This window comes from Flavobacterium tructae (assembly GCF_002217475.1).
Lineage (GTDB): Bacteria > Bacteroidota > Bacteroidia > Flavobacteriales > Flavobacteriaceae > Flavobacterium > Flavobacterium tructae.
Genome location: NZ_MUHH01000017.1, coordinates 93,311 through 119,356, shown reverse-complemented (window position 1 = coordinate 119,356; position 26,046 = coordinate 93,311). Strand labels below are relative to the sequence as shown.

The 26,046-nt window shown below is 34.4% G+C and carries 28 protein-coding genes and 1 tRNA gene; 20 read left to right on the top strand and 9 right to left on the bottom strand.

The genetic code is table 11. The features are described 5' to 3' along the window. The first annotated feature begins 45 nt into the window (after positions 1-45). The 6 genes from B0A80_RS05475 to B0A80_RS05450 all read left to right on the top strand — a co-directional run bounded on the left by B0A80_RS05475 (position 46) and on the right by B0A80_RS05450 (position 3,871). Positions 46-507 (top strand): hypothetical protein, encoded by a 462-nt coding sequence (locus B0A80_RS05475; RefSeq protein ID WP_123922194.1) that lies wholly within the window; start codon positions 46-48, stop codon positions 505-507. Between the two features lie 156 nt (positions 508-663). Then, positions 664-864 (top strand): hypothetical protein, encoded by a 201-nt coding sequence (locus B0A80_RS05470; protein ID WP_089076680.1) that lies wholly within the window; start codon positions 664-666, stop codon positions 862-864. 83 nt (positions 865-947) lie between these two features. After that, positions 948-1,361 (top strand): hypothetical protein, encoded by a 414-nt coding sequence (locus tag B0A80_RS05465; protein ID WP_089058918.1) that lies wholly within the window; start codon positions 948-950, stop codon positions 1,359-1,361. Between the two features lie 207 nt (positions 1,362-1,568). Further along, entirely contained in the window at positions 1,569-2,039 is a 471-nt protein-coding gene (locus B0A80_RS05460) for a hypothetical protein (RefSeq protein ID WP_123922195.1), read from the top strand. 205 nt (positions 2,040-2,244) lie between these two features. Beyond that, the gene (locus B0A80_RS05455; RefSeq protein WP_089058920.1) at positions 2,245-3,213 is read left to right on the top strand and encodes a hypothetical protein; all 969 of its coding nucleotides are present in this window, start codon (positions 2,245-2,247) and stop codon (positions 3,211-3,213) included. An 88-nt stretch (positions 3,214-3,301) separates the two neighbouring features. After that, complete coding sequence (locus B0A80_RS05450) at positions 3,302-3,871, top strand: YkgJ family cysteine cluster protein (protein WP_123922196.1); 570 nt, start codon at positions 3,302-3,304, stop codon at positions 3,869-3,871. A gap of 127 nt (positions 3,872-3,998) precedes the next feature. On the opposite strand, the gene B0A80_RS05445 is transcribed toward B0A80_RS05450, so the two are convergent. Further along, a tRNA-Leu gene (locus B0A80_RS05445) sits at positions 3,999-4,078 on the bottom strand. 228 nt (positions 4,079-4,306) lie between these two features. Between B0A80_RS05445 and B0A80_RS05440 the strand changes: the two genes are divergently transcribed. The 4 genes from B0A80_RS05440 to B0A80_RS05425 all read left to right on the top strand — a co-directional run bounded on the left by B0A80_RS05440 (position 4,307) and on the right by B0A80_RS05425 (position 7,903). Further along, positions 4,307-5,248, top strand: a complete 942-nt coding sequence (locus B0A80_RS05440; protein WP_017494542.1) for a ribose-phosphate pyrophosphokinase — start codon at positions 4,307-4,309, stop codon at positions 5,246-5,248. 128 nt (positions 5,249-5,376) lie between these two features. Beyond that, positions 5,377-5,988 (top strand): 50S ribosomal protein L25/general stress protein Ctc, encoded by a 612-nt coding sequence (locus B0A80_RS05435; RefSeq protein WP_017494541.1) that lies wholly within the window; start codon positions 5,377-5,379, stop codon positions 5,986-5,988. Positions 5,989-6,529: 541 nt separating this feature from the next. Continuing rightward, positions 6,530-7,156, top strand: coding sequence for an aminoacyl-tRNA hydrolase (gene pth / locus B0A80_RS05430; protein WP_089076679.1), 627 nt, complete (start codon positions 6,530-6,532; stop codon positions 7,154-7,156). 138 nt (positions 7,157-7,294) lie between these two features. Further along, complete coding sequence (locus B0A80_RS05425) at positions 7,295-7,903, top strand: superoxide dismutase (protein WP_017494539.1); 609 nt, start codon at positions 7,295-7,297, stop codon at positions 7,901-7,903. Positions 7,904-7,993: 90 nt separating this feature from the next. Here B0A80_RS05425 and B0A80_RS05420 read toward each other — a convergent pair whose 3' ends face one another. The 5 genes from B0A80_RS05420 to B0A80_RS05400 all read right to left on the bottom strand — a co-directional run bounded on the left by B0A80_RS05420 (position 7,994) and on the right by B0A80_RS05400 (position 13,161). Next, positions 7,994-8,338 (bottom strand): hypothetical protein, encoded by a 345-nt coding sequence (locus tag B0A80_RS05420; protein WP_070906151.1) that lies wholly within the window; start codon positions 8,336-8,338, stop codon positions 7,994-7,996. Between the two features lie 711 nt (positions 8,339-9,049). Then, positions 9,050-10,948, bottom strand: coding sequence for an amidophosphoribosyltransferase (locus tag B0A80_RS05415; RefSeq protein ID WP_070906152.1), 1,899 nt, complete (start codon positions 10,946-10,948; stop codon positions 9,050-9,052). A gap of 82 nt (positions 10,949-11,030) precedes the next feature. Then, positions 11,031-11,954, bottom strand: a complete 924-nt coding sequence (locus B0A80_RS05410) for a PfkB family carbohydrate kinase (RefSeq protein WP_017494535.1) — start codon at positions 11,952-11,954, stop codon at positions 11,031-11,033. A 240-nt stretch (positions 11,955-12,194) separates the two neighbouring features. Then, a complete protein-coding gene (locus tag B0A80_RS05405) occupies positions 12,195-12,590 on the bottom strand; it encodes a hypothetical protein (protein ID WP_089076678.1) in 396 nt (131 codons plus the stop codon). Positions 12,591-12,594: 4 nt separating this feature from the next. Then, positions 12,595-13,161 carry an RNA polymerase sigma factor gene (locus B0A80_RS05400; RefSeq protein ID WP_089076677.1) on the bottom strand — a complete coding sequence of 189 codons (567 nt, stop codon included), beginning with the start codon at positions 13,159-13,161 and terminating at the stop codon, positions 12,595-12,597. Positions 13,162-13,457: 296 nt separating this feature from the next. On the opposite strand from B0A80_RS05400, the gene B0A80_RS05395 reads away from it, so the two are divergent. Further along, positions 13,458-13,805, top strand: a complete 348-nt coding sequence (locus B0A80_RS05395) for a DUF6249 domain-containing protein (RefSeq protein WP_089076676.1) — start codon at positions 13,458-13,460, stop codon at positions 13,803-13,805. Positions 13,806-13,871: 66 nt separating this feature from the next. Here the strand turns inward: B0A80_RS05395 and rnhA are convergent, their stop codons facing one another. Both rnhA and purN read right to left on the bottom strand, forming a co-directional pair. After that, the gene (gene rnhA / locus B0A80_RS05390) at positions 13,872-14,348 is read right to left on the bottom strand and encodes a ribonuclease HI (protein ID WP_070906155.1); all 477 of its coding nucleotides are present in this window, start codon (positions 14,346-14,348) and stop codon (positions 13,872-13,874) included. Between the two features lie 146 nt (positions 14,349-14,494). Further along, positions 14,495-15,058: a phosphoribosylglycinamide formyltransferase gene (gene purN, locus B0A80_RS05385; RefSeq protein ID WP_089076675.1), complete on the bottom strand. Its 564-nt coding sequence runs from the start codon at positions 15,056-15,058 to the stop codon at positions 14,495-14,497. A gap of 175 nt (positions 15,059-15,233) precedes the next feature. On the opposite strand from purN, the gene B0A80_RS05380 reads away from it, so the two are divergent. The 9 genes from B0A80_RS05380 to B0A80_RS05340 all read left to right on the top strand — a co-directional run bounded on the left by B0A80_RS05380 (position 15,234) and on the right by B0A80_RS05340 (position 25,061). Next, the gene (locus B0A80_RS05380; protein ID WP_007137004.1) at positions 15,234-15,470 is read left to right on the top strand and encodes an acyl carrier protein; all 237 of its coding nucleotides are present in this window, start codon (positions 15,234-15,236) and stop codon (positions 15,468-15,470) included. A 243-nt stretch (positions 15,471-15,713) separates the two neighbouring features. After that, complete coding sequence (gene fabF, locus B0A80_RS05375; RefSeq protein ID WP_017496946.1) at positions 15,714-16,967, top strand: beta-ketoacyl-ACP synthase II; 1,254 nt, start codon at positions 15,714-15,716, stop codon at positions 16,965-16,967. Between the two features lie 9 nt (positions 16,968-16,976). After that, the gene (rnc, locus tag B0A80_RS05370) at positions 16,977-17,717 is read left to right on the top strand and encodes a ribonuclease III (protein WP_017496945.1); all 741 of its coding nucleotides are present in this window, start codon (positions 16,977-16,979) and stop codon (positions 17,715-17,717) included. A 124-nt stretch (positions 17,718-17,841) separates the two neighbouring features. Beyond that, positions 17,842-18,330 (top strand): IPExxxVDY family protein, encoded by a 489-nt coding sequence (locus B0A80_RS05365; RefSeq protein ID WP_017496944.1) that lies wholly within the window; start codon positions 17,842-17,844, stop codon positions 18,328-18,330. 5 nt (positions 18,331-18,335) lie between these two features. Then, on the top strand, positions 18,336-19,769 hold the full coding sequence (gene pyk, locus B0A80_RS05360) for a pyruvate kinase (RefSeq protein ID WP_070906157.1): 1,434 nt from the start codon (positions 18,336-18,338) through the stop codon (positions 19,767-19,769). 390 nt (positions 19,770-20,159) lie between these two features. Then, positions 20,160-20,741: a DUF4136 domain-containing protein gene (locus B0A80_RS05355; protein WP_089076674.1), complete on the top strand. Its 582-nt coding sequence runs from the start codon at positions 20,160-20,162 to the stop codon at positions 20,739-20,741. A 301-nt stretch (positions 20,742-21,042) separates the two neighbouring features. After that, complete coding sequence (locus B0A80_RS05350; protein WP_089076673.1) at positions 21,043-22,239, top strand: C1 family peptidase; 1,197 nt, start codon at positions 21,043-21,045, stop codon at positions 22,237-22,239. A 602-nt stretch (positions 22,240-22,841) separates the two neighbouring features. Further along, positions 22,842-23,516, top strand: coding sequence for a hypothetical protein (locus B0A80_RS05345; protein ID WP_089076672.1), 675 nt, complete (start codon positions 22,842-22,844; stop codon positions 23,514-23,516). 24 nt (positions 23,517-23,540) lie between these two features. Continuing rightward, the gene (locus tag B0A80_RS05340) at positions 23,541-25,061 is read left to right on the top strand and encodes a Dyp-type peroxidase (protein WP_089076671.1); all 1,521 of its coding nucleotides are present in this window, start codon (positions 23,541-23,543) and stop codon (positions 25,059-25,061) included. A gap of 525 nt (positions 25,062-25,586) precedes the next feature. On the opposite strand, the gene B0A80_RS05330 is transcribed toward B0A80_RS05340, so the two are convergent. Continuing rightward, on the bottom strand, positions 25,587-25,976 hold the full coding sequence (locus B0A80_RS05330) for a helix-turn-helix domain-containing protein (RefSeq protein WP_089076669.1): 390 nt from the start codon (positions 25,974-25,976) through the stop codon (positions 25,587-25,589). Positions 25,977-26,046: the final 70 nt, after the last annotated feature.

The following is a 26,046-nucleotide window of genomic DNA, read 5'->3' as shown; positions in this document are numbered from 1 at the left end:
TATATAATAAAGATGAAAAAAAATATTAGAAAAATCGGAATATTAATGATAATATTTTCTTTAATGGCTTGCACCAAAGAAGTAGATGTTTTAGAGCCAAAACTAGCAGGCTCTTACAAAATTAAATCAATTATAACAGATTTACCTGTTGATTTAGACAACGATGGAGTTGCTAATACAGATATGAGTAAAGAAAAAGACCGTGGCTATTGTCGTTTTGATGATACTTTTTCGTTTAATAATGGTAATAAAGGAATTTGGGCTGATGGTTCTGATATTTGTAGCAATGCCTTAGAGCCTTCTGACGATTATTTTAATTACATCTATGACAAGGCAAAAAAAACTATTTCTATGGAAATATTTCACAAAGGACAAAAGGAAAGTGAGTTTTTAGAGCTTACAGACGTTTTTGTCAGCTACAAGGACGGAAGACAAACACTTAAATTTAGTTTCTACGACGAACGTTATACTAACAGAATAGTAACGTACTATCTTGAATCTGAATAAACAGGATAATTAATAAACATGCTTTTTCAATTAAACTCTTTTAATTGAAAAGGCATATTGAGTTTTTGCACCATACAAGATTGCCAAAAGTGAATGCACATTTGCACTCGTAAGATTAAAAAAATAAAATTCTGATTACTTATATCAATTATTATAATGAATAAAGATTTAAAAAACAGTACTAGTTTTTTAGCCTCAAAAGAAGATGAAAAAATCGTTGGATATACTACAAGGGGAACCCCTTTAACTGTTTCTGAATATAAAGAAAAGATACAAAATCGTATTGATGCTGTGAAAAATGGAATAGCGAAAACATTTACTTCCGAAGAAGTATTAAATCATATTCTTAAAAGATGATTATTTAAAATATACTGTATAAATAATTACTATAATTTATATTTACAACATTAACCTAAAAAAAATCACAATTTTACAGATCTATGGATGATTCAAATATTATAGCATTAGTATTAGGAGGAATAGGCTTTATAATTTCAATTGTTAGCCTACTATTTTCCCCAAAAATAGCTTTGAAATCAAAACGATTGGAAAAGAGGCTTGAATATAGATTCGAATTATTTCAGAAAATATTAGAGTTATGGGAGTTTACTAATCAATCTGCTATAAAGCATGATGTTAGACCTATATTATCTGAAATTAATAAACTAATTCAATTGTATGGGTATAATTCCGAAATTAATTCGTTCAAAGAATTAGTGAGTTTTTATAATTACTATGCTCAAAATCAAGATGAAGATAGCAGGCAAAAACTTATGACAAAATTTAATGATTTTTTTTCAATCTCTTTTAATGCGTATAGAAAAGAAATTATTTTAGAGAAATTAGTAGATTGATATTTTTTGCATCTCATAGTCAGTTCTAATGATTGCGAAAATGGTTTGCGTGAATAAATAACGTGAAAAGCTATTCCGGATCTTTTCTTCAGGAAGGCAAAATAACGTTAAAACGAGAACCAGGAACAAGCTACAGAAACACAAAATAACGTGAAAACACAAAAAGTGTTTACAGCTGGCCAATTAAGAATTATGAAAACAAGTTTTATGAAAACAAAAGCGTTTATTGAAATAGGTAATGACGGAACTTATAGCGTGTATATTGAAAATAGTACCTTGAATTACGGTATACACGGAACTGGTAAAACTGTAAAAGAAGCTGTAGAGGATTTTTTAAATTCATATCAGGAAATGAAAGATTTTTATAATGAAAAGGGGAAGGAGTTTATCGAAACAACTTTTGAGTTTCAGTTCGATGTGGCTTCTTTTCTAAAGTATATGGAGATATTTCATGCAGAATCAGACATACTCGAAGATGATGAATTAGGTTTATTGATTAAAGATTTTGAGAGTAAAGATTATTTAACGGTTGAAAGGGTTCTAAAAGCGCTAAATGTTAACTTAGTTGAGAATGATAACATTTTAGATAATATTAAAACAGGGTTGGAAGAAATGAAATTCTTTAAAAATGGAAATTTAAAAACGACTCCAGCTAAAGATTTTCTAAATGAATTATAAAATAGAATTATCCTTAAAAATGCACATTTACACTCGTAGAATAAAATAGATATTCTCTAACTTGTCTGAAATTAATTATTTGAAACCAAGATATTTATTATATTAGCTTGAATGAATTAGTAAATTTATGACACGAAGCTTGTAGGGTATAATATTATACTGTTTTATGGTTCGTATAAATAATTTATGCACAAGTTAAAAATAGATGATGCAAAAAATACTTTTAGAAGTCAAAAAAAAAGCGGAGAAAAAATTACGCAAATGCATGTTTGATAATTGTTCTAATCAAGCAATCAAATCCCACGTATTGCAAAAAAATGGAATTCTTCGAGAAATTTCTGAAAACAATCATTTAATACAATTGGTCTCAGCAAATCCATTTGAAATGCAAGAAAAAGGGATTTCAGATTTCAAATTAGTTGGTATAAATGATGTTTATACTTTTAAGGGATTTTGTAGTGACCATGATTCGGAAGTATTTAAATCAATCGAAAATGAAAATGAAATTGATTTTCAAAATAAAGCTCAACAAGCATTGTTTTGTTATCGTGGATTATGCCAAGAGATTAGGCGAAAAGAGATTGCAAATGAATGGATTATTGATTTAAAACCACATTTTCCTTATCAATATTTGTCGTTGATTACTTCACTGTCTGATGGCTTTATTGATGGTATAAGCAATTTAACTTTTTTTAAAACTGAATTAGAAAAATGCATAATTTCCTCCAATTATGATCAATTTATTTTTGAAACTATAAAAATTCCTAAAATAGATCTATGTGTTTCAGTTCCTCTAAATATTGGAAATCTTGAAATTCCAAAAGATAACGATTATGAAAAATGGAGAAATGAAAATAAAATTGTTCCAACCTCATTCATCAATTTATTTCCGAAAGAAAATGAAAATTATGTAATAATCGGGTTTCATAAAGACTACCCTTGTAATTGGACCAGTAATTTTATCGAAATAATGAAAACAGCTAATCGAGAAGAAATTTTTAAAGAAATTAGTGATTTATTGACTTTGCGATTAGAATTTTGGACAATGTCTAAATCGCTTTTTGATAAAATACCGCAAATAAAGATTGCCGAATATAAATTTCTATTTTCACAAAATGTATTCGATCATAGTCCCGAGCTAAAAACTGATCTAAATTTTTTTGAAAACATATAGCTAAGTGCCTAAAAAATAGTTCTGATTGTTTTTTGGAATTTGTAGGTACAAGATAAATAATCCCAAGAGAGGGGCTAACAAGTGTATTATGAAAGATATGTACGAAGATGTTAAGACTGGAATTGACCGATTTATATTGCAACAAAAAAATTGTTGTAAAATTGGTTGTGCATTTTGTTGTTATCAGACAATTGAAGTAATAGATATTGAAATTGATGCAATCAAAGATTTCTTAGTCAATAAAATTGATGAAATAACAAAAGAGAAAATAAAAGAAAACTTAAAAGAGTATTTCATTTTTTTTAATAAAAACACTCCCAATAATAAAATTTTAGATGAACATGATTTAATTAACCATTTTCAAGACATTGCTAACACTTCAAAATGTAAATGTCCTTTGTTAATAGAAAATAAGTGTAGTATATACGAGGGAAGACCATTGGCATGTAGAATCCATGTTGTAGAAAAAAATCCAGAAATATGCGAAGCCGAGCCTTATAGGGATTCAGCCCCTCTAGCAATAAATGTGAGAGGAAGTCTATTGCAATATGTTTTATCAAAAAAGAAAACCTATATAATTCCTTTGGCATATTTAATAGCAGAAGCATTAATGCCTGAAATGGAATTAAAGCCAATTAAAAAATTATATATGAATTAACCCTCTGCTAGTATTTTTTATATTGATTTGCTAAAATTAAGGATAAGTGGTTTAGAATTTAGCCACCTTTCCGACCACCCTAAAAAGTAAAAACCTCTGAAAATCAATTGATTTCAGAGGTTTTAAGTACCCGGAGCCGGAGTCGAACCGGCACGGTTTCCCACAGGTGTTTGAGACCAGCGCGTCTACCAATTCCGCCATCCGGGCTTAGCAGACGAAAAAACAATCAAAATTTGATTATTTCAACGCAATAGAACAAGTTTATTATGATGTCATAACTGTGCTTATTCCTTTAACACGGTGCAAATGTAAAAAATAAAATTAAAAATTCTAATAAAAATACTTAATTTTTTCCTTTCAGTGTCCAATAAATTTTCTAAATTTGCACCTCGTTAAAACGAAGCACACACAACTAACTACAAAACAACAAATTAAATGTCGCACCTAGAACCAGAAGCTAAAATTTTTGCTTGTTCACAAAGTGTCTATCTTGCAGAAAAAATTGCAGAACAGTACGGAATTCCGTTAGGAAAAGTAACGATGTCGAAGTATAGTGATGGAGAATTCCAACCATCGTACGAAGAATCAATAAGAGGATTACGTGTTTTTATCGTGTGTTCAACTTTCCCATCTGCTGATAATTTGATGGAATTGTTACTTATGATTGATGCAGCAAAACGTGCATCAGCAAGACACATTACAGCTGTCATGCCTTATTTTGGTTGGGCAAGACAAGACAGAAAAGACAAACCAAGAGTTCCGATTGGAGCAAAATTAGTAGCTAATTTATTAGATGCTGCCGGAGCGACAAGAGTAATGACAATGGATTTGCACGCAGATCAAATTCAGGGGTTTTTCGAAAAACCGGTAGATCATTTATTTGCATCTACAATCTTTTTACCATACGTAGAAAGTTTAAAGTTAGACAATCTAACTATTGCATCTCCGGATATGGGAGGTTCAAAAAGAGCATATGCTTACTCTAAGTTTCTAGAATCAGATGTAGTAATCTGTTACAAACAAAGAAAAGCAGCCAACGTTATCGACACTATGGAACTAATTGGTGAAGTAAAAGGCCGTAACGTAATATTAGTAGACGACATGATCGATACAGGTGGAACATTAGCTAAAGCCGCAGATTTAATGATCGAAAAAGGAGCATTAAGCGTTAGAGCCATTTGTACACACGCCATTTTATCAGGTGAAGCCTACGAAAAAATTGAAAACTCTAAATTAAGCGAATTAATCGTTACCGATTCTATTCCTTTAAAAAGAGAATCAAAGAAAATAAGAGTCGTGAGTTGTGCACCTCTTTTTGCCGAAGTTATGCACATGGTGCACCACAACAATTCCATCAGTGGAAAATTTATAATGTAAATTTTGGCCGTAAGCTTTAAGCAATAAGCCGTAAGCACTCCAATAGTTACTTTATAATAAGCTTAAAGCCTACAGCTTAAAGCTTATAGCAACATAGAATATTTATTAATAACTATATTTTTTTTACAATGAAATCGATTACAATTAAAGGATCAGAAAGAGAAAGCGTGGGCAAAGTGTCAACTAAAGCCTTACGTAATGCTGGAGCGGTTCCTTGCGTGTTATACGGAGGAAATCAAGCAGTACACTTCTCAGCAGACGCTGCAGCGTTCAAAAACTTGGTTTACACTCCAAACGCACACACAGTTGTGATTGAGCTTGGAAAAGGAAAATCATTTACAGCAGTTTTACAAGACATTCAGGTTCACCCTGTTTCTGACAAAATTTTACACATTGACTTCTTCCAATTATTTGATGATAAAGAAATCACAATGGAAGTTCCTGTGAAAATCGTTGGTACATCTAAAGGTGTTCTTGCAGGTGGTGTTTTACGTTTAAACCAACGTAAATTAAAAGTTAAAGCTTTACCTAAAAATCTTCCTGATTTTGTTGAAGCTGACATTACTCCACTTGAAATGGGTAACAAATTATATGTTACTAAAGTTGGAAAACCAGAGTACAAAGTTATGCACCCGGACAACACTGTAGTTTGTCAGGTAAGAATCTCTCGTGCTGCTATGAAAGCTGCTCAAGAGGCTGCAAAAGCTGCAAAAGCTCCTGCAAAAGGAAAGAAAAAATAATTTTTTTCATTCAAAATACAAAGCATCAATCGAAAGGTTGGTGCTTTTTTTTTGAGATGCTGAGATGCTGAGATACTAAGGTTCTAAGTTTTTTTACTACAGGACGGCTTCGACTCCGCTCAGTCCGACATTTTTGACAAATATTAAGTGTGTCCGGCTGAGCGAAGTCGAAGCCCTTTAAAGCTAATTCTCTAATTATCTGTTTTTTTTCTTAGAAGCAGAAAATCCCGTTTTCATAAAACGCGACACTCCTGCCATCCGCTATATCTTTTTATCCGCAAAAAAAAGCGGCTAAAAAGGATACCGCTTCTGTCAGGGCTAGCCAGAAGTTTCGTTTTTCATCAGACAAGAGGCGTAAAGGTTCAGAGGTACAAAGGCGCAAAGGTTTTCAAACAATCTTGTCGGTATGATAAAAATGATAAAAAATAATCCGCGTAGACCCATTCAAATCCGCATCATCAGCATCCCGTTCTTTGCCGTTAAAAGCAAATTATCTAATTAACAAATTGGCACATTCTCTAATTAACCCTATTTTTGTACCATGATAAAATGGATAACAAAACTGTTTTCATCAACCCAAAAAGAAGAGAACACTGATTATATGAAAAAATATTTAATCGTTGGATTAGGCAATATTGGTGCCGAATACGTAAATACACGACACAACATAGGTTTTAAAGTACTTGATTTTTTAGCTAAAAAAGAAAGTCTTTCATTCGAAACCGTAAAACTGGGCGCTTTGGCCGAATATAAATTTAAAGGAAGAACTTTTTTTCTGCTCAAACCAAATACCTACATGAACCTGAGCGGTAAAGCCGTAAAGTACTGGATGGACAAAGAAAACATTCCATTAGAGAATATCCTGGTAATTACAGACGACCTAAACCTTTCTTTTGGGACGATCCGCATCAAACCAAAAGGCAGCGACGGAGGACACAATGGACTTAAAAACATCAATTTAGTTTTAAACACCCAACAATATACCCGCTTTAGATTTGGGATCAGCGATCAATTCAAAAAAGGGCAACAGGTAGACTACGTTTTGGGAGATTGGGATGAAGAAGAAAAAGCAAAATTGCCCGAACGTTTAGAAGTCGCTTCAGAGATCATTAAATCTTTTGGTACCGCCGGTCTAGAAAACACGATGACTACTTTCAACGGAAAATAAAGAATTACAATACGTTAGCATTCCGAAAAACGAATTATCAATTAATTAAATGGAATAATAACGAAATAGTATTTCCAATTCCAAAGTTAAATGTCTAAATTTGGAATAAATAATTATAAATCATAAAATCATAATATCATGGCTTTTGAATTACCTCAATTACCTTATGCATATGATGCATTAGAACCACATATTGATGCCCGTACAATGGAAATTCACCATTCAAAACATCATAATGCTTACACAACAAATCTTAATGCAGCAATCGCCGGAACAGATTTAGAAGGTAAAACTATCGAAAACATCTTAATCAATCTAGATAAATCAAATGCAGCAGTTCGTAACAATGGTGGAGGTTTTTACAACCACAATTTATTCTGGACTGTAATGTCTCCAAATGGCGGTGGATTACCAACAGGTGATTTACTTGCTGCTATCGAAGCTTCTTTTGGAACTTTTGAAGAATTTAAAGCAAAATTTGCTAAAGCCGGTGCTACACAATTTGGTTCAGGATGGGCTTGGTTATGCGTACAAAAAGGTGGGAAATTAGACGTTTGCGGAACTCCAAATCAAGACAATCCATTAATGCCAGAAGTAGGTTGTGATGGAACTCCAATCTTAGGAATGGATGTTTGGGAGCACGCTTACTACCTAAACTACCAAAACAGAAGACCTGATTATATTGAAGCTTTCTTCAACGTAATCAACTGGACTGAAGTTGCAAGAAGATTTGCTTTAGAGAAATAAGAAAATAGAGTAAAGATTATAGAAAAAAGACGAATGGCCTAACGGTTATTCGTCTTTTTTTTATCGTTTAATTTCGCTCAAACATTTCATTTACATAATACTGGATATAACCAGCATGTAGATCAGCAGTGCCATAAAAAATAATATCAAATTAATATTACGCAATTCTTCCTCTTTCTTCATTTGTAAAGCTATGGTTTCAGCAAACATATAAGCAAACCATACTATCGGAGCAAATATACTAAGCAACAGAAATTCAAACTCACTTCTATTACTCAAATCAGGAAGCGACAATAGCACGAGTGGCCCTCCGGCAATAATAGCCAAAATTACAATCCGGACAAGTAAATGCCTGACTCCTCTTTTTGCTTTTAGAATTACACCCCTTGAATTTCCATTATCTGCCTCAAAAGACTCCTTAAGTTCCTGATTCATTTTTTTTCGAGTTAACCTATTCTTCCCTATTCTTTACACAAGAAGCATTGCACTTCTAATTGAGTCCTAATATACCGCAAGAAAGGGTAATAAAAAAATTACAAAAAAGAGAAATGTGTGAAAATTAACCCATCGTATTGTTTGACTTAATTCAGAGTCATATTACTATTTAGAATCCAACTTTCTTGTCGTTAAAAGCCAATTCTTCTTAATACAGAAGAAAATAGAACAAAGATTATAAATAAAAAAAAAGACGACTGCCAAATGGTACTCGTCTTTTTTGTCGTTATATTTCGTCTTTACTCTATTCTCTTTGTTCTATGCTCTTTGTTCTATTCTCTAAAAAAAAGAAAATAAAAAAGGCGGAATCACTTCCACCTTTTTTGCCCCAAATCTACCATAAACTTAACCTACTAATGTTATGGTTCTGTAAAGGTATGGCAGCTATTCGAATGAAAAAAACTTTCTAGACGAATGGCAAATATATCCGATAAAGTGAATGTAATATCTTACTTTAGAAATACTTGAGTTTATTCCAATAAAAAAGGTGGAATTACTTCCACCCTTTTTGCCCCAAATCTACCATAAACTTAACCTACTAATGTTATGGTATTTCAAAAGTATTGCAGCTTTCCAATTTCACCAAACAAATAAGACGAACGGCAAAAAAAATCGATGAACTGCACAATTTAACCTTTTGTTAGTATTTTATTAATACGCTCTCGCGTCTTTTCCTTCGTAAAAATTCATGAAAGCTCTGTTAACCACACGGTTCCCTCCTGGAGTTGGGTAATCCCCTGTAAAGTACCAATCTCCTAGATTTTTCGGACAAGCAATATGCAAATCTTCTACTTTTTGGAAAATAATTTTTACTTCGGCATTAATTTCAGGAGAGCTTAACATTTCGGCTATTTTATCTGAAATTTCTTCAGGAGTAAACTGATCGTAAATTGCCGTAACGTAGTTTACAACATCCGTGTCTACATAATTCTCCTGAGCTTTACACTTCGTATAAACCTCGTCAACAATATGATACAAATTTCTTTCTTTCAACAAAGCCAGAGCCGCTCTAAAAGCTACAAGGCCTTCCAGTTTCGCCATATCGATTCCATAACAGTCAGGATAACGAATTTGTGGTGCCGATGAAACGATTACGATACGTTTAGGTTTCAAACGATCCATCATCTTTATGATACTCATCTTTAAAGTAGTACCACGAACAATACTATCGTCAATAATAACCAGATTGTCCGTTGGCTTAATTACTCCATACGTAACATCATAAACGTGAGCAACTAAATCATCACGACTACTGTCTTCTGTAATAAAGGTTCTTAGTTTAGCATCTTTAATCGCTACTTTCTCTGTACGAATCTTTACAGCCAGTAATTCCTGTAAAGTCTCAGCATTAAGTGTGTTTCTGTTGGCTAAAATATAATTGTTTTTTCTTTGATTTAAAAAATCCTGAGCCGCTTCAACTAAACCATAAAAGGAGGTTTCAGCTGTATTTGGAATATAAGAAAACACCGTATTATCGGTATCACTGTCAATTGATTCCAAAACAGCAGGTAAAATTAATTTTCCTAAATTTTTACGTTCCTGATAAATTTCAGCGTCACTTCCTCTTGAGAAATAGATTCTTTCGAATGAACATGCTTTTTTAACAGTTGGCTCTAAGATTTGATTCATAGAAACTTTTCCGTTTTTCTTAATGATCAAAGCATTTCCCGGTTCGATTTCCTGTACACTTTCAAAAGGCACATTAAATACGGTTTGAATAACCGGTCTTTCAGAAGCCACAACTACCACTTCATCATCCTGATAATAATATGCCGGACGAATTCCTGCAGGATCTCTAAAAACAAAAGCATCACCATGACCCAATAATCCGGCCATTGCATATCCTCCGTCTAGGTTTTTAGCAGAACGGGCTAAAATTTTCGCAATATCCAATCGGTCTGCAATTACCGGAGAAGCCTCTCTTTTAGAATATCCTTCGAGTTTGCAATCCTGATAAAGCTGCATTACTTCTTTGTCTAAAAAGTGTCCGATTTTCTCCATTACAGTAACCGTGTCAGCCATTTCTTTCGGATGCTGACCCAGTTCTACTAAATTTTCGAAAAGCTCTTTAACATTAGTCATGTTAAAGTTCCCTGCCAAAATTAAATTACGGTGCATCCAGTTGCTTTGACGCAGGAATGGATGTACACTTTCAATGCTATTTTTTCCGAAAGTTCCGTAGCGAACATGCCCCAGAAACAACTCTCCTATATAAGGTATGTTTGCTTTCTGTTTAGCAACATCGTCTGCATATTCCGGATGAGAACTCATCTCTTCATTAATACGCTCGTTGATTTGCTTGAAAACATCCTGAATGGGCTGTGAATGATTGGAACGAACTCTGCTGATATAACGTTCACCGGGAGCCACATCTAATTTAATGCTAGCAAAACCAGCTCCGTCTTGTCCACGGTTGTGCTGCTTTTCCATCATCAGGTACATTTTCTGTATCCCATAAAAAGCTGTTCCGTATTTTTCTTTGTAATATTCAAGCGGTTTAAGAAGTCTAACCAAAGCTATACCACATTCGTGTTTTAAAGCGTCGCTCATTGTGTTGTGTATTTTGTGTTGTTGTAAGTTGTGTGTATAAACGTAATAAAAAAGCCCCGTTATTATTCGAGGCTTTTGGGCATTATATTTCTATGTCAAACTGAGTTAACGACTTAAACTGTTGTAATCGAATCGCTACTTCAGCTTTGCTTAAGCTCTCCATCCTTTCTGTTCCAAATTTCTCTACACAGAATGAAGCTAAATTTGAACCGTAGATGATCGCATTCTTCATATTGCCAAATGAAATGTTTTCACTTTGCGCAATGAATCCTGAGAAACCACCTGCGAAAGTGTCTCCCGCTCCTGTTGGATCAAAAACATCTTCTAATGGTAATGCCGGAGCAAAGAATACTTCTCTGTTGTGGAATAAAAGCGCACCGTGCTCTCCTTTTTTGATCACCACATATTTTGGTCCCAATTCCTGGATTTTAGCTGCTGCTTTTACTAATGAATATTCTCCCGAAAGCTGTCTTGCCTCTTCATCATTGATCGTGATTACGTCAACACGTTTGATAACGTCTAACAATTCAGGTAAAGCACAGTCCATCCAGAAGTTCATAGTATCTAAAACTACTAATTTTGGTTTTTTCTCTAACTGATCCAAAACACTGCTTTGTACTAATGGATGTAAGTTTCCTAACATCACCACATCGGCATCTTTATAGTTTTGAGGAACTTTTGGTTGGAAATCAGCCAAAACATTAAGTTCTGTCACTAAAGTATCTCTGGAATTTAGATCGTTGTGGTACAAACCGCTCCAGAAAAATGTTTTACCGCCTTTTACAATTTCGATACCTGAGATATCAATATTTTTTGAAGTCAATAAATCCAAATGTTCTTGAGGGAAATCGTCTCCAACTACAGAAACAATAGCCGATTGCAGGTTGAAAAAAGATGCTGATAAACCAATGTAAGTCGCAGCACCACCTAATATTTTATCTGTTTTTCCGAAAGGAGTTTCAATCGCGTCGAAAGCAACCGTTCCAACAATCAATAATTTATTCATTTTATGAATTTCGAATTAGGGTGCAAAGATACTTCATAAGTTACAATATTGCAACGGTTTAGGTTCTCAAAATTTTCATAAATAAACAAGAGTGTTTTTCAACACAAAACAATTGTAAATGAAATACTTACACCATAATATTTTAGGAAGTCAAAATATGTTTTACAGATTTAAAATACAAGATTTATTTTTACGAAATACTTTTGAAGCTTTTACTGATTTACAACACTAAGACCAGTTTTATACCTGATATTTTTTATCAAAATAATTTTTCAAAACCCCAACCTGAATCAAAACCATAAAAGGAACTACTAAAATCGCATATAAAACATTTTTAGATAAATGTATTCCTGAAAACAACGTCGAAATCTTATCCGTATATGATTTTCCAATTTCCAGATTATTATTGGTTCCGCCAAAGAATACTGCGTAAACCATCAAAGCAATCAAACCTAAGCCAATCACAAACCAGGTCGATTTAGAAATCAGAGGTTTATACACTTTGACTGCACTCTTTTCAGCTACCTGAATCTGAGCCATTACTTTTGAGGTAAAATCAATTGAAGGCGAATCTAAAGTGGTTTCGCTCATCATTTTATCAATAAGATTTTCTATGTTTTTATCGCTCTCTTTCATCACATTACACTATTTCTGGTTCTAATTGCTTTTTCAATATCACAGCTAATTTTTGTCGGCTTCTAAATAATTTCACCTTAACATTATTGGCTGTAATTCCCATAACTTTTCCAATTTCTTCTAAACTCTGATCTTCGAAATAAAATAAAGTCAATAAAAAATTCTCTTCTGCCGGCAGCAAATTCAAACAGTTCTGAATCGTTTGCTTTCGTTCTTTATCTTCTAAAGCACTCAAAGCATTGTCCATGGTCTTAATTAAATGTGCCGAAAATTCATCTATCGAAATATTCAGATCTTCTTTTTTACTTTTCTTCAAACGATCCAGACACGTATTATAAGCTACTTTGTAAACCCAGGTCGAAAATTTCGAATCTCCTTTAAATTTACTCAGCGAATTATAAATTTTAATAAAAGTGTCCTGCGAAACTTCTTCAGCCTCTTCTCTGTTTTTAACCATTTGAAGCGCCAGAGTAAAGATCATATTTTTATAGCGATCTACCAGCACGGCAAACGCATTGGTCTCGCCCCGCAAAATTCTATCGATATAATGTTGATCCGGTATTGTACTCATATTATATAGGACGACAGTTTATTATTGCAGGTTACAAGAATTTTAAAATAAATCTCAAAATCCAGGTTTCAAGTTTCAGGTTTCAAGTTTCAGGTTTCAGGTTCCAGGTTTCAAGTTCTAAAATCTGATTATTGAATACATTAGCGCTTTGTCAAAGTTTCAATATTCAAAATTAACTCATAATCAGCATGTTTTGGAATTTGGAATTTATTTTTTGATTTTTTTTACCTAAAGTTGTAACCTAAAATTTAAAGCTGTCGTCCTATGGAGTATCAATCAATTAAACAATAAAAAATATGGGACCAGAAATTTTAGTACCAATAAGCCTGTTTCTAATGATCTTCGGGATTATTTATCTTATTTATTCCACCAGAAACAGAGAGCGCTTAGCGCTTATAGAAAAAGGCGTTGATGCCAGTATCTTTTTAAAAGGAAGCGGAAAAGGCGTTCCAACCTGGAAGGTTCTTGTTTTAAACCTGGCCTTCTTATTAATAGGAAGCGGTGTCGGGATTTTCGTTGCTTTACTGATTACAACCTACACTTCACTGGAAGATTCAGCAGTATATCCTTCTATTATTTTTATTATGGCAGGAGTTGGTTTACTTGCCGGATTCAGCAAAGCAAAAGAATTAGACAAAGAGTAAAAACAGTCCGTAATACTTTTAACAACAAAAAACGCGTCGAAAGAATTGTTTTCGACGCGTTTTTTTTTATGATTTTGAACCTATGGTTTCGTAATAAACGTCTACAGAAAGTTTTTTCTGCATCGATGCCATAACAGCCAACTCATCACAGCGTTCGTTCTGCGGATGATTGTTATGTCCTTTAATCCATTTAAAATCGACCTGATGTTTGCGGTAAATAATCAGGAAGCGTTTCCACAAATCCGGGTTTTTCTTACCGGCATAGTTTTTTTTCTCCCAACCAAAGACCCATTTCTTTACCACAGAATCGATGACATATTTAGAATCTGAAACTACCAGAACCTTCATATTGGGCTTTTTTAGCTTTTCAAGCCCCACAATTACAGCCAAAAGCTCCATTCGGTTATTAGTAGTAAGGCGAAACCCTTCATAGAATTCTTTCTTATGCGGAGTTCCAACCAATTCCATCACCACTCCGTACCCCCCGTTTCCGGGATTCCCTTTTGCAGCACCATCTGTATATATATGTACTTCGTGACTCATTTTTTTTTAGACTTCTTAGATTTTAGATTGTTAGACTACTTAGATTTTTGTTTTTGGATCTCTTAGATTTTTATATTCCAGACTTCTTAAATTTTTATTATTTGAAATTAAAATCTAAGAAGTCTTATGTCTAAGAAATCTAAAGTCTAATCCTCTAATAGTCTCGAAATAATTTCCGGAAAGTACTTTTGTTCGAGCTCGTGAATCTTTTCAGCCACAGTTTCCGGGGTATCTTCTTCGGTTAAGGCCACACTTTTCTGAAAAATGATACCGCCTTCATCATAATTTTCATTTACAAAATGAATAGAGATTCCGGTTTCTTTTTCTTTATTATCCACTACAGCCCTGTGTATGTGCATTCCATACATTCCTTTGCCCCCGTAGTTAGGTAAAAGTGCAGGATGAATGTTTATTATTTGATCGGGATATTGCTCTATGATGTTCTCCGGAAATTTCAACAGGAAACCTGCAAGAACTATCAGATCCGGACCTATTTCTTGTATTTTTTGTAATACATTTCGCTCCAAAAGTTCGTTTTTAGAGAAGATTTCGACTGGAATTTGATGATTTTTTGCTCTTTCTATAACTTTTGCCGAAGCGTTATTTGTAAAAACCGAAACGACCTTCGCAATTTTGGTTCTCGCAAAATACTTTATAATGTTTTCAGCATTAGTCCCTGATCCTGAGGCAAAAACAATAATTTTTTTCATAATCCAATTTATTTTTAGACTGCAAAAAACGGAATAAAAATCGAAAATAAATAGTCTTAAAAAGTCTTTCTTGAAATTAATTTTATAAATTAGTGTTACATTTATAAACTAAATAGTTGTTTTAAAATAAAGTTTTTTATTTTTGCCAACAAATTAAATTCTAAAATTAAAGATTATGTCAGACATTGCATCAAGAGTAAAAGCGATTATCGTAGACAAATTAGGTGTTGACGAAAACGAAGTTGTAACAGAAGCAAGCTTCACTAATGATTTAGGAGCTGACTCATTAGACACTGTTGAGCTTATTATGGAATTCGAAAAAGAATTTGATATTCAAATTCCAGACGATCAAGCAGAAAACATTGCTACTGTTGGTCAAGCTATTTCTTATATCGAAGAAGCTAAAAAATAATAATACCGCACCCGATTTCTAAAAATCCCCATTTTTTGAAATTCCAAACTCCAGTTATTGGTATTTGTTTTTTAAAATTTGAAATTTTTAAGGATCGGGTGTTATTATTTTTTCTCAAAATTAAATTTCGATTGATTTTCAATCAAAAAGATATATTTATATTGTAATGCCCATGGCTCTTAAGTAAACAGTACAGTTAAGAAAGCGTGGGTTTTATTTGTTTAAAGTACAAAATACATATTTATGGCATTAAGGCGAGTTGTTGTAACAGGATTAGGTGCACTTACTCCTATCGGGAATAATATCCAGGAATATTGGAATGCACTTGTGAATGGAGTTAGCGGAGCCGCTCCTATCACATATTATGATACAGAGAAGCATAAAACGAAATTTGCCTGTGAAGTAAAAAACTTCAATATTGAAGATTTTATGGATCGTAAAGAATCTCGTAGATTAGATAAATTCGCTCAATATGCAGTTGCTGCAAGCGATGAAGCTATTAAAGATGCCGGACTTACTAATGATAATATAGACAAAACAAGAGTTGGTGTTATCTGGGGAGCAGGAATTGGTGGTCTGGAAACTTTCCAGGAAGAAGTAATTTATTATGCTAAAGGAGACGGAACACCAAAATTCAATCCTTTTTTTATTCCTAAAATGATTGCCGATATAGCACCTGCACACATTTCGATGCGTAACGGTTATATGGGACCAAATTATACTACTGTTTCTGCATGTGCCTCTTCTGCAAATGCTTTAATTGATGCTTTCAACTACATTCGTTTAGGAATGTGTGATGTTATTGTATCCGGTGGTTCAGAAGCTGCCATTACCATTGCAGGTATGGGAGGTTTTAACTCTATGCACGCTTTATCAACAAGAAACGAAAGCCCTGAAACAGCTTCAAGACCTTTTGACGGAACCAGAGACGGTTTTGTATTAGGAGAAGGAGCCGGAGCATTAGTTCTTGAAGATTACGAACATGCAAAAGCAAGAGGAGCAAAAATTTACTGTGAAATTGGCGGTGGCGGTATGTCATCTGATGCTTACCACTTAACAGCACCACATCCGGAAGGAATTGGGGTTATTGCAGTAATGAAAAATACTTTAAGAGATGCCGGAATGAATCCTGAAGATGTTGATCACATCAACACACACGGAACTTCTACTCCTCTTGGAGACGTTGCGGAATTAAAAGCAATTAGTGCTGTTTTTGGAGATCATGCAAAAACAATCAATATTAACTCTACAAAATCAATGACAGGTCACTTACTGGGTGCTGCCGGAGCTATTGAAGCAATTGCTTCTATTCTGGCTATGCAACACGGAATTGTACCTCCAACGATTAATCATACTGTAGTGGATGAGAACATTGATCCTTCATTGAATCTTACCTTAAACAAACCTCAAAAAAGAGAGGTAAATGTTGCTATGAGTAACACTTTTGGTTTTGGTGGACACAATGCTTGCGTATTGTTTAAAAAATTAGTGGACTAATTTCTGCATATGAATATTATCAAAAAAATATTTTCTAAATCCCGTTCTCAAGAAGACGGGATTTTTTTTGACACTATTCAGAAAATACTTGGATTTCAGCCTGTTTCTATCGATTTTTATAAGAAAGCATTTACACATCGCTCTTCCAATAAATTAGACGAATCAGGGCATCCGATTAATTACGAACGTTTGGAGTTTTTAGGAGACGCAATGTTAAGTGCCGTTATCGCAGCACATTTGTTTAATAAAGCGCCCAAAGGCGACGAAGGTTACCTTACCAAAATGCGCTCGAAAATTGTGAGTCGCGAACATTTGAATGAATTGGGCAAAGACCTCAATCTCGTTCGATTTGTAGAAAGCAAAGTTCCTATTCAGCATTTTGGCGAAAATATTCATGGTAATATTTTTGAATCTCTTATTGGAGCTATTTATCTCGATAAAGGATATTCGTTTTGCGAAAAATTTATTCAAAAAAGAGTGATCACTCCTTATGTCGATATAGCACGACTTGAAGGAAAAGTAATTAGCTATAAAAGTTTGGTTATCGAATGGTGTCAGAAAGAAAAAAGAATCTTTCATTACGACATTTTTGAAGATAACGGCATTGATGGCCAACGTTTGTTTGGCGTAAAATTAAGCATAGACGATAAAGTCATTGCAAGAGCAAGAGCAACCTCAAAAAAGAAAGCAGAAGAAAAAGCCTCACAAAGGGCATATTTTGCATTTCAGGAAAAAATAGACAAGAAATAGCTACAAAACACTTGTAACTATCTTAAAGCTATAACGTTTTCGTTTATAATTTAACAAAAACATACACTTCTTAACTATTGATGCTCCGTTAGAAATAGTATATTTACACTTTATTTTTCATGACATGGCTATTCATAGATTGGATTTAGACGAATTTGACGAAATTGATTATTATTTAATGGCAATTCACACTTCATTAGAAGATTACAGATTGGCCTATTTTATCAATAAAAACCTTCCGATAAACTTAAGTAAGAGCAAAAACGAGATCCATGCTCAGACTAAAGAAGGCGAGGCAAATTTTTCGAGATTTTATTATTATGACTCCGAAAAAGCAGTTTCATGGAATCTGATTCAGAATAAAAATGAGATCATTTCAGTGAGTAAAAATGATTCTCAAGATTTGTTTTCCAATGAAACAAGTGAGGTTTCAACAACAATTCATTTACTTCCTGAATTCAAAAAAGTAGATTTTTTCCTGAAAATAGACAATAGCGAAGAGGCTCTTGACTTTTCAGAAATTCAACAGCAATTAAACAAAATAGAAAGTATTGCAGCAATTTATGCTGTAGATACTGACAAGATAAAATCAAAAAACAATCTAATTTTTTAAAAAAAATGCTAAAAACAAACAAAAAAACCAAAATTGTTGCTACACTTGGGCCTGCATGTAGTACGAGGGAGATTATCAAGGATATGATCGAGGCAGGGGTTAATGTGTTTAGAATCAATTTTTCGCATGCTGATTACGACGGAGTAAAAGATAAAATTAATATTATTAGAGGTCTTAATGAAGAGTTTGGTTACACTACTGCAATCTTAGGTGATTTACAGGGACCAAAACTTAGAGTTGGGGTAATGGAGGAAGGAACAGTAGTAAATGATGGTGATGTTATTACTTTTACAACTGCTGAAGATATCATAGGAAACGCTCAGAAAGTGTTCATGAAATATCAAAATTTCCCAAATGATGTTAATCCGGGAGAACGTATTTTATTGGATGACGGTAAATTAATCTTCGAAATTCTTACCACAGACAAAAAAACAGAAGTTACCGCTAAAGTAATTCAGGGAGGAGAATTAAAATCTAAAAAAGGAGTTAATCTTCCAAACACTAAAATTTCTTTACCGGCTTTAACAGAAAAAGATATTGCTGATGCGATTTTCGCGATCGAACAAAAAGTAGACTGGATTGCGCTTTCGTTTGTAAAAACACCTCGTGATTTACAAGATCTTCAAGAATTAATCGCAAAACATTCAGAACATAAAATTCCAATTGTAGCTAAAATTGAAATGCCGGAAGCTCTTGAGAACATGGATAAAATTGTAGCATATTGTGATGCCTTAATGGTAGCTCGTGGAGATTTAGGGGTTGAACTTCCTGCTCACGAAGTACCATTGGTACAAAAAGATCTGATCCGCAGAGCAAAAACGGCAAGAATTCCGGTTATCGTTGCAACACAAATGATGGAAACAATGATTACTAGTTTAACGCCTACAAGAGCTGAAGTTAACGACGTTGCTAACTCAGTAATGGATGGAGCTGATGCAGTAATGTTGTCAGGTGAAACGGCTACAGGAAACTATCCGGTACAGGTTATTCAAAAAATGACACAAATTTGCGAGGCAGTTGAAGACTCTCCGCTTATTCAGGTTCCGCAAAACACACCACAAATTAAAACAAAACGTTTTGTTACTAAAACAGTTTGTCATCAGGCAGCTTTATTGGCTAATGAAATCAAAGCAAAAGCAATTTGTACTTTGACAAATAGTGGTTATACTGCTTTCCAAATTTCAGCCTGGAGACCATCTGCACATATTTTAGTATTTACTTCAAACAGAAGAATCCTGACACAATTGAATTTATTATGGGGAGTAAGATCTTACTTCTATGACAAAGACGAAAGTACAGATGATACCGTAACTGATGTTAACGAAATTGCAAGAGAAAAAGGATATGTTGTAAAAGGAGATTATTTAATCAATCTTGCAGCAATGCCAATTAAAGAAAAAGGAATGGTAAACACCATGAGAGTTTCTGAAATAGAATAGTTTACTTCTTAAAGTTTACATGGAAAGCCATTCGATTATCGAGTGGCTTTTTTTTTATTCCTGCATTTTAATACCAATTGTATATTGATAATAGTCCTGTTGCATTGTACTATTTTCATATTACATCGGCATTTATATCAGAAAACATTGGGCTAAAATATAAGTAAAATTGATTATACTCTCCTCTTTTCATCAAAAGCAAGGACCTCGCATTATGCCATTTAAATAAAATCATTTATCTTTGACAGAGAAGCAATTAACTAAATTACAACAACTTACAACAAACACCACTATTTTCATTTAACACAACTTTACCTATACTCCGGATTTAATCAATATTTTAATAATATCAAATTAAACTAATTTAATCATTAATTTAAATACCAAAAGATGAATATTAAAAGAAAGAATCTTCGTATAATCCCACTGTTTTTATTGGGTTTACTGTACAGCTGCTCTCCAACTGTACGAGTTACCACCGATTACGATCGTGACACCAATTTCAGCGAGTATAAAACTTTTGCTGTTTACGACTTAAAAGCACAGGAAGGTCAGATTAGTCAATTAAATGTTGATCGTGTTACAAAAGCCATCCGCAGCGAAATGCTGAGTAAAGGTTTTACAGAAACTACAGCTAGCCCGGATCTAAAAATCAATGCTATATCAATCTTAAAAAACAAAACTGAGGTAACGGCAAACACTGACTTCTATGGCTATGGTGGCATGTATCGTCCGTATGGATATTGGGGTAGAGGTGCCATGATGGGAGGTGCCAATACCATCGTCAACACCTATGATTATGTCGATGGCTCTCTAATCATCGATATTGTATCAACGAAAACAAAAAAACTGATATGGCAAGGAATAGGTAATGCAAAAATAGACAGCCAACCTAACAATCCGGAAGAGTTTATTGCGTCCTCTGTCAAAAAAATCCTGGCAGGATTTCCTCCCGGACTAGCAAAAAAATAAAATTATCTACTTCTAAATCTAAAATCTGTACAGATGCTAATACGGCAAAAAAACCTCAAGACTTAGCAACTAGTAAGAGGTTGCCTAGTAGATTCTCTATCAACATCAAACCCTACCGGTTGAAAAACTGGTAGGGTTTGATGCTGTTTGTATTTTGCGTATTTTGTAAGTTTATATAGCTTAACAAAAACATTTTATAAAAATTAACGGTTACAGGTTAGTTTTATTAGTTAAAATTTAATTGTTTTGTAACAAATTAGAAACACGAGAGACTAATTTATCAAAATCTTAAACATAAATTATGAATACATTTTCATTCAAATCAGTACTGGCAGCTTCTGTATTTTTTGTTGGGGCAACTGGATGTTTTGCACAGGACATTTTAGTGAATTCACTAAAACTGAATGCAAGCGAAAAAAGTAAAGAAAACTTTAAATTCACTGAAGTTATTAATCTTGGAACTACCTCAGTAAAAGCTCAGGGTTCATCAGGAACTTGCTGGAGTTATTCGACCAACTCTTTCTTAGAATCAGAAATGATTCGTTTAGGAAAACAACCGGTTGAATTGTCTCAGATTTTTTCGGCAAGAAACGTTTATGTTGAAAAAGGAATCAATTACGTACGTATGCACGGAGCGGTTAGCTTAGGCGACGGTGGTGCATTGCACGATGTAATTAATATGTACAAAAAATACGGAACCGTTCCGAGAGAAGTTTACACAGGATTAAACTACGGAACCGACAAAAATAAATTTGGCGAAATGGCCGCTCTTATCGAAGGTGTTTTGGCTGCTGTAGTGAAAAATCCAAACGGAGAATTAACTCCAAACTGGCAAAAAGCATACGCTGCTGTTATCGACTCTTATTTAGGAAAAACACCGGATAACTTTACTTACAAAGGAAAAAACTATACTCCGCAATCTTTTGCTAAAGAAGTAGTAGGAATTAATCCTGATGAGTATATCGAAATTTCATCTTTCACAACTTCTCCGTACTACCAAAAAACAACTATGATGGTACCGGACAACTGGTCATTTGATCAGGTTTACAACGTAAAAGTAAACGACATGACAGATGTTATCGACAATGCTTTGAAAAAAGGATACACTGTAGCATGGGCAACTGACGTAAGTGAGAAAAGCTTTAGCTGGAAAAATGGTGTAGCTTATGTAGCTACTAAAAAATTCGACGATATGACGGCTGAAGAAAAAGCAGACATGTTTAACGGACCAAAAGCCGAGCCAGAAATCACACCGGAAATGCGTCAAACAGCATTTGACAACTACACGACTACAGATGATCACGGAATGCACATCATTGGTTTAGCCAAAGATCAAACCGGAAAAGAATATTACATCGTTAAAAATTCATGGGGAGAAACAAACGACTACAAAGGTTTCTTGTTTGTAACTAAAAACTTCGTGAAATACAAAACAACTGCCTTAATGGTAAACAAAGGAGGAATTCCTTCTGATCTTGCTAAGAAATTAGGGGTATAATTACCTTAGAGTTTTAAAAAATAAAGAAGCGCTGCAATGAAAATTGTGGCGCTTTTTTATTTTAACCGAAAAGAGCGCAAAGGTTTACGCAAGGAACGTAAAAACACCTTATCAGTAACCAATATCAAAATACTGTGTCCAAATTAACATTACAAAAATGGAACGCGGATTACGCAGATTCGCTTTGCGAAAACGCTGATGAAAACGGATTTCTCAGAAGTTAACCAATAATAAAAAAAATCCGTGCTAATCCGCGTTTTCGCAAAGCGAATCCGTATAATCCGTGGGCTATTTTTTAACCGCAAAAACCGCAAAGGTTTACGCAAGGAACGCAGAAACCTTTTATAGGTAACCAATAATAAAAATCCGCGCTGATCCGTGCTTTCGTAAAACGAATCCGTACAATCCGTGGGCTATCTTTTTAACCACAAAAGGCGCAAAGGTTTACGCAAGGAACGTTAAGCTCTATTTTTTCGCCTAAATCAGGTATAAGTACTTGGATGAGTTGTTTTTAGTATCCATAAATTCGTCTTGCTTAAGCAATTAAGAGGCACCTCCGAAAAGCCTGAAAAGAGTAGGACAAACAAATCAACTATTAAAACATGTCAACATCACAAGTAATTACAGTACCTATTACAGAGCAGCAACATCTGCTATTTTTATTTCTTCCGTTAAAAAAAGGCCTTTTGGCAGAGGCACTAAAAGCTTCTCAGCTAATTAGAGAAGCTGCTGCTCCTGCAACAGCTCCAAACGGAGATCTCCGCAAAACAACCGGCGTTCATTATTTTACAATTTATGCACAAGAAGACGGAAAACCTACTCCGGGAATTCCGGTTCCGGGATTTCAATCTTTTCCGGGAAAAGACGTAATGGTGGTAATGTCAATCTACGACGGGCAATTTGATGCTTATATCAATGCTTTTTTTGAAATTGACGCCGTTGTAAATGGCTTAAATGGGCTGTTACATTTAATAGATGAAACAGGAATTCCTGGTGTAGACCCGGACGGACCAACCTCAGCAAAACATATCATAAAAAAGAAAGGAGTTAAAAAAAATGCAGCAGCATTCTTTTGTTTCCTAATGCGTTATAATTTTGGAGATCCTGTTTTTTCTGCCGGCGATAAAAACGGAAAATATACTTTTGGCACCAATTTCCCGGGTCTTACAGTCGCCAAGATTATTGATAAATATCCAAAAGCCAGTGAAATATGGCCACCGGCTCCAAGTGATGTCACTTATAGTTTTCCAAAAGCCCAAAAACCGGATTGCAAATAATTCCTAATCTTATTGCGATAAAAAATGAGCAATTCAAATCAGGCTGAGATGAATGATGTGCAGGGATTAATACTCAAAGGGTATAATTTCCCCCATATCAGGTACATTATTCTAAGCATAAAAGACATTAATGGAGCAAAAAAATTCTGTGCCGGTCTTGCTTCACAAAATAATACCACAGGTTTGCATATTACCACTGCTGAACCTTGGGAAAACATGGTTAAACCCGATTATTGTCTGAATATCGGGTTTACGTATTGGGGTTTGGAAAAACTTATAGGAACAGTCAATTGCGACGAAATAAATGATGATTCAAGTGCCGAAGTCTTTGCTTCGTTTAAAAAAGGAGCTATAGCTGACGCAACCGAAATGGGAGACACAGACGAAAGTGCTCCCGCTAACTGGTGGAAAAACGGAGGCTGGATACCAAAACAAAAACCGAAACCGGACGGCAGTGATCTTCATATTCAATTAACGCTTTTTACTTTAACACCCAAAAACAGAGAAAAATATTATACCGATTTGTTGCAAATGATTCCCAAAGCAGCATCGGGAGGAGCATCAGTAATTCCGGTTTACTATCAGGATTCAGATCCTATAACGGTCGATGGTAATTCAGATTATGTACATTTTGGTTATCGGGACAGTTTATCTCAGCCGCGTATTGATGATATTGTCTGGAACAAACCCAAACTAAAAAAATTAATGAGAATAAGCAGTATCGACGACAGACCAAAAGTTCCTCTGGATCGTTTTGTAATAAGTTCGGATGCCGATGATTATAATGCACATCCCCTTTTGGTAAACGGTTCCTTTGCGGCATTTAGATTATTGTATCAAGATGAAGCGAAGTTCAACAAATTCATCCATTCAGACCCTAAAACGTCACCCGAATTGATGGCTGCCAAAATGTGCGGACGCTGGCGCGATGGTACACCTCTTGTGGTCTCTCCTGACAAAGAAGATAAAACTCTGGGAGAACCAAGTTCTAAAAATTTCAATTTTACGAACTTCAATTATTTAGCACCAAGTCCCAACCAGCATGGCGATCAAAGCAGTGACGAAAATGGGTTAAAGTGTCCTTATGCAGCACATATACGAAGAGCAAACCCACGGGACGATTTTAATGTAACCGGAAACAGTAACAATGCCGAAACCCACAGAATTGTAAGACGCGCTTCACCTTATGGTCCCGTATACGATCCTAATGAAAAAGCCGGTATACAAAGAGGACTCGTTGGACTGTTTATTGGAGCTGTTCTCGATTTTCAATTTCGCTTCGTTACGAAACTCTGGTTAGAAATGGGTGGTTTCAGAAATCCCGATGATTCTCCAAATTACAGCGGTGTTGATCCACTATTTGGTCCACAAGTTTCGGATACCAATCCCTATGATTCCATTTTTGCTTTCAATAAAAACGGCACCTATAACGAAGTTCCAGGTCTGACCCGTTTCATTCGTACTGATGGAAGTTTGTATTTGTTTTTACCGGGAATTACCGGTTTAAAATATATTTCAGAAGGAAAAATTCCACCGTCATCATAGATTGAGAATTCTTTTTGATCTTGTTAAGAAATTAGGGGTATAATTACCTTAGAGTTTTAAGACTAAAGAAACGCTGCAATGAAAATTGTAGCGCTTTTTTTTTTAACCGCAAAGAATGCAGAGGTTTACACAAGGAACGCGGATTACACAGATTCGCTTTGCGAAAACGCTGATAAAAACGGATTTCTTAGAAAGAAGAATTATTCTCTAATCAATAATAAAAAAATCCGCGCTGATCCGTGCTTTCGTGAAACGAATCCGTACAATCCGTGTGCTATTCTAACCGCAAAGAGCGCAAAGGTTTACGCAAGGAATCTGTAACAAATTATTTTTTTATTCCAATTTGTTACAAAAGCTGTAACAATTTTAAAAAAATTTCAATTTTGTTTCAAAAACTGTAACAAAATATTTTTAATTTATTTTTTGTTACAAAAACTTTGAAATACAAACAGACACATTAAAACAAAAAAAGAGAGATCTCGTTTGAGATCTCTCTTTTATATAAATGATATGTTTTAAAAAGAATTACTTCTCTTTCAATAATTTTTCTAAATATTCTACTTTCTCTTTTTCAGCCAGAACCAAGCGTTCGTAAAGCTCCACCACTTTATCGAGAGGGTTGAAATTACAGCTATATGCACTTCCATTAACAACATTGCTGTCGTGATAAGTATTTCCAATAATATTTAAAACTGCCTCATCTGAAAAGTTTTTGATAGCTTCCGCAGAAACACCAAGTACCTCAGCAATTTTCGCCAATTTCTCCTCATCAACCGTTTCGCTTCCTTCGATATTAGAAACCGATTGCTGGCTTACACCAATAGCAATTGCTAGGGCTTCCTGTTTCATTCCTCTAAGCTCTCTGATTCGGCTAATGTTTCTGCCGATATGTTTTGGTTTTATTGCTGTGCTCATAATTCAAAGATATTTAAAATTGTTGAGAATTTATGACGATTGTGAAACACAAGCTTTGCTTAGTGGTTTA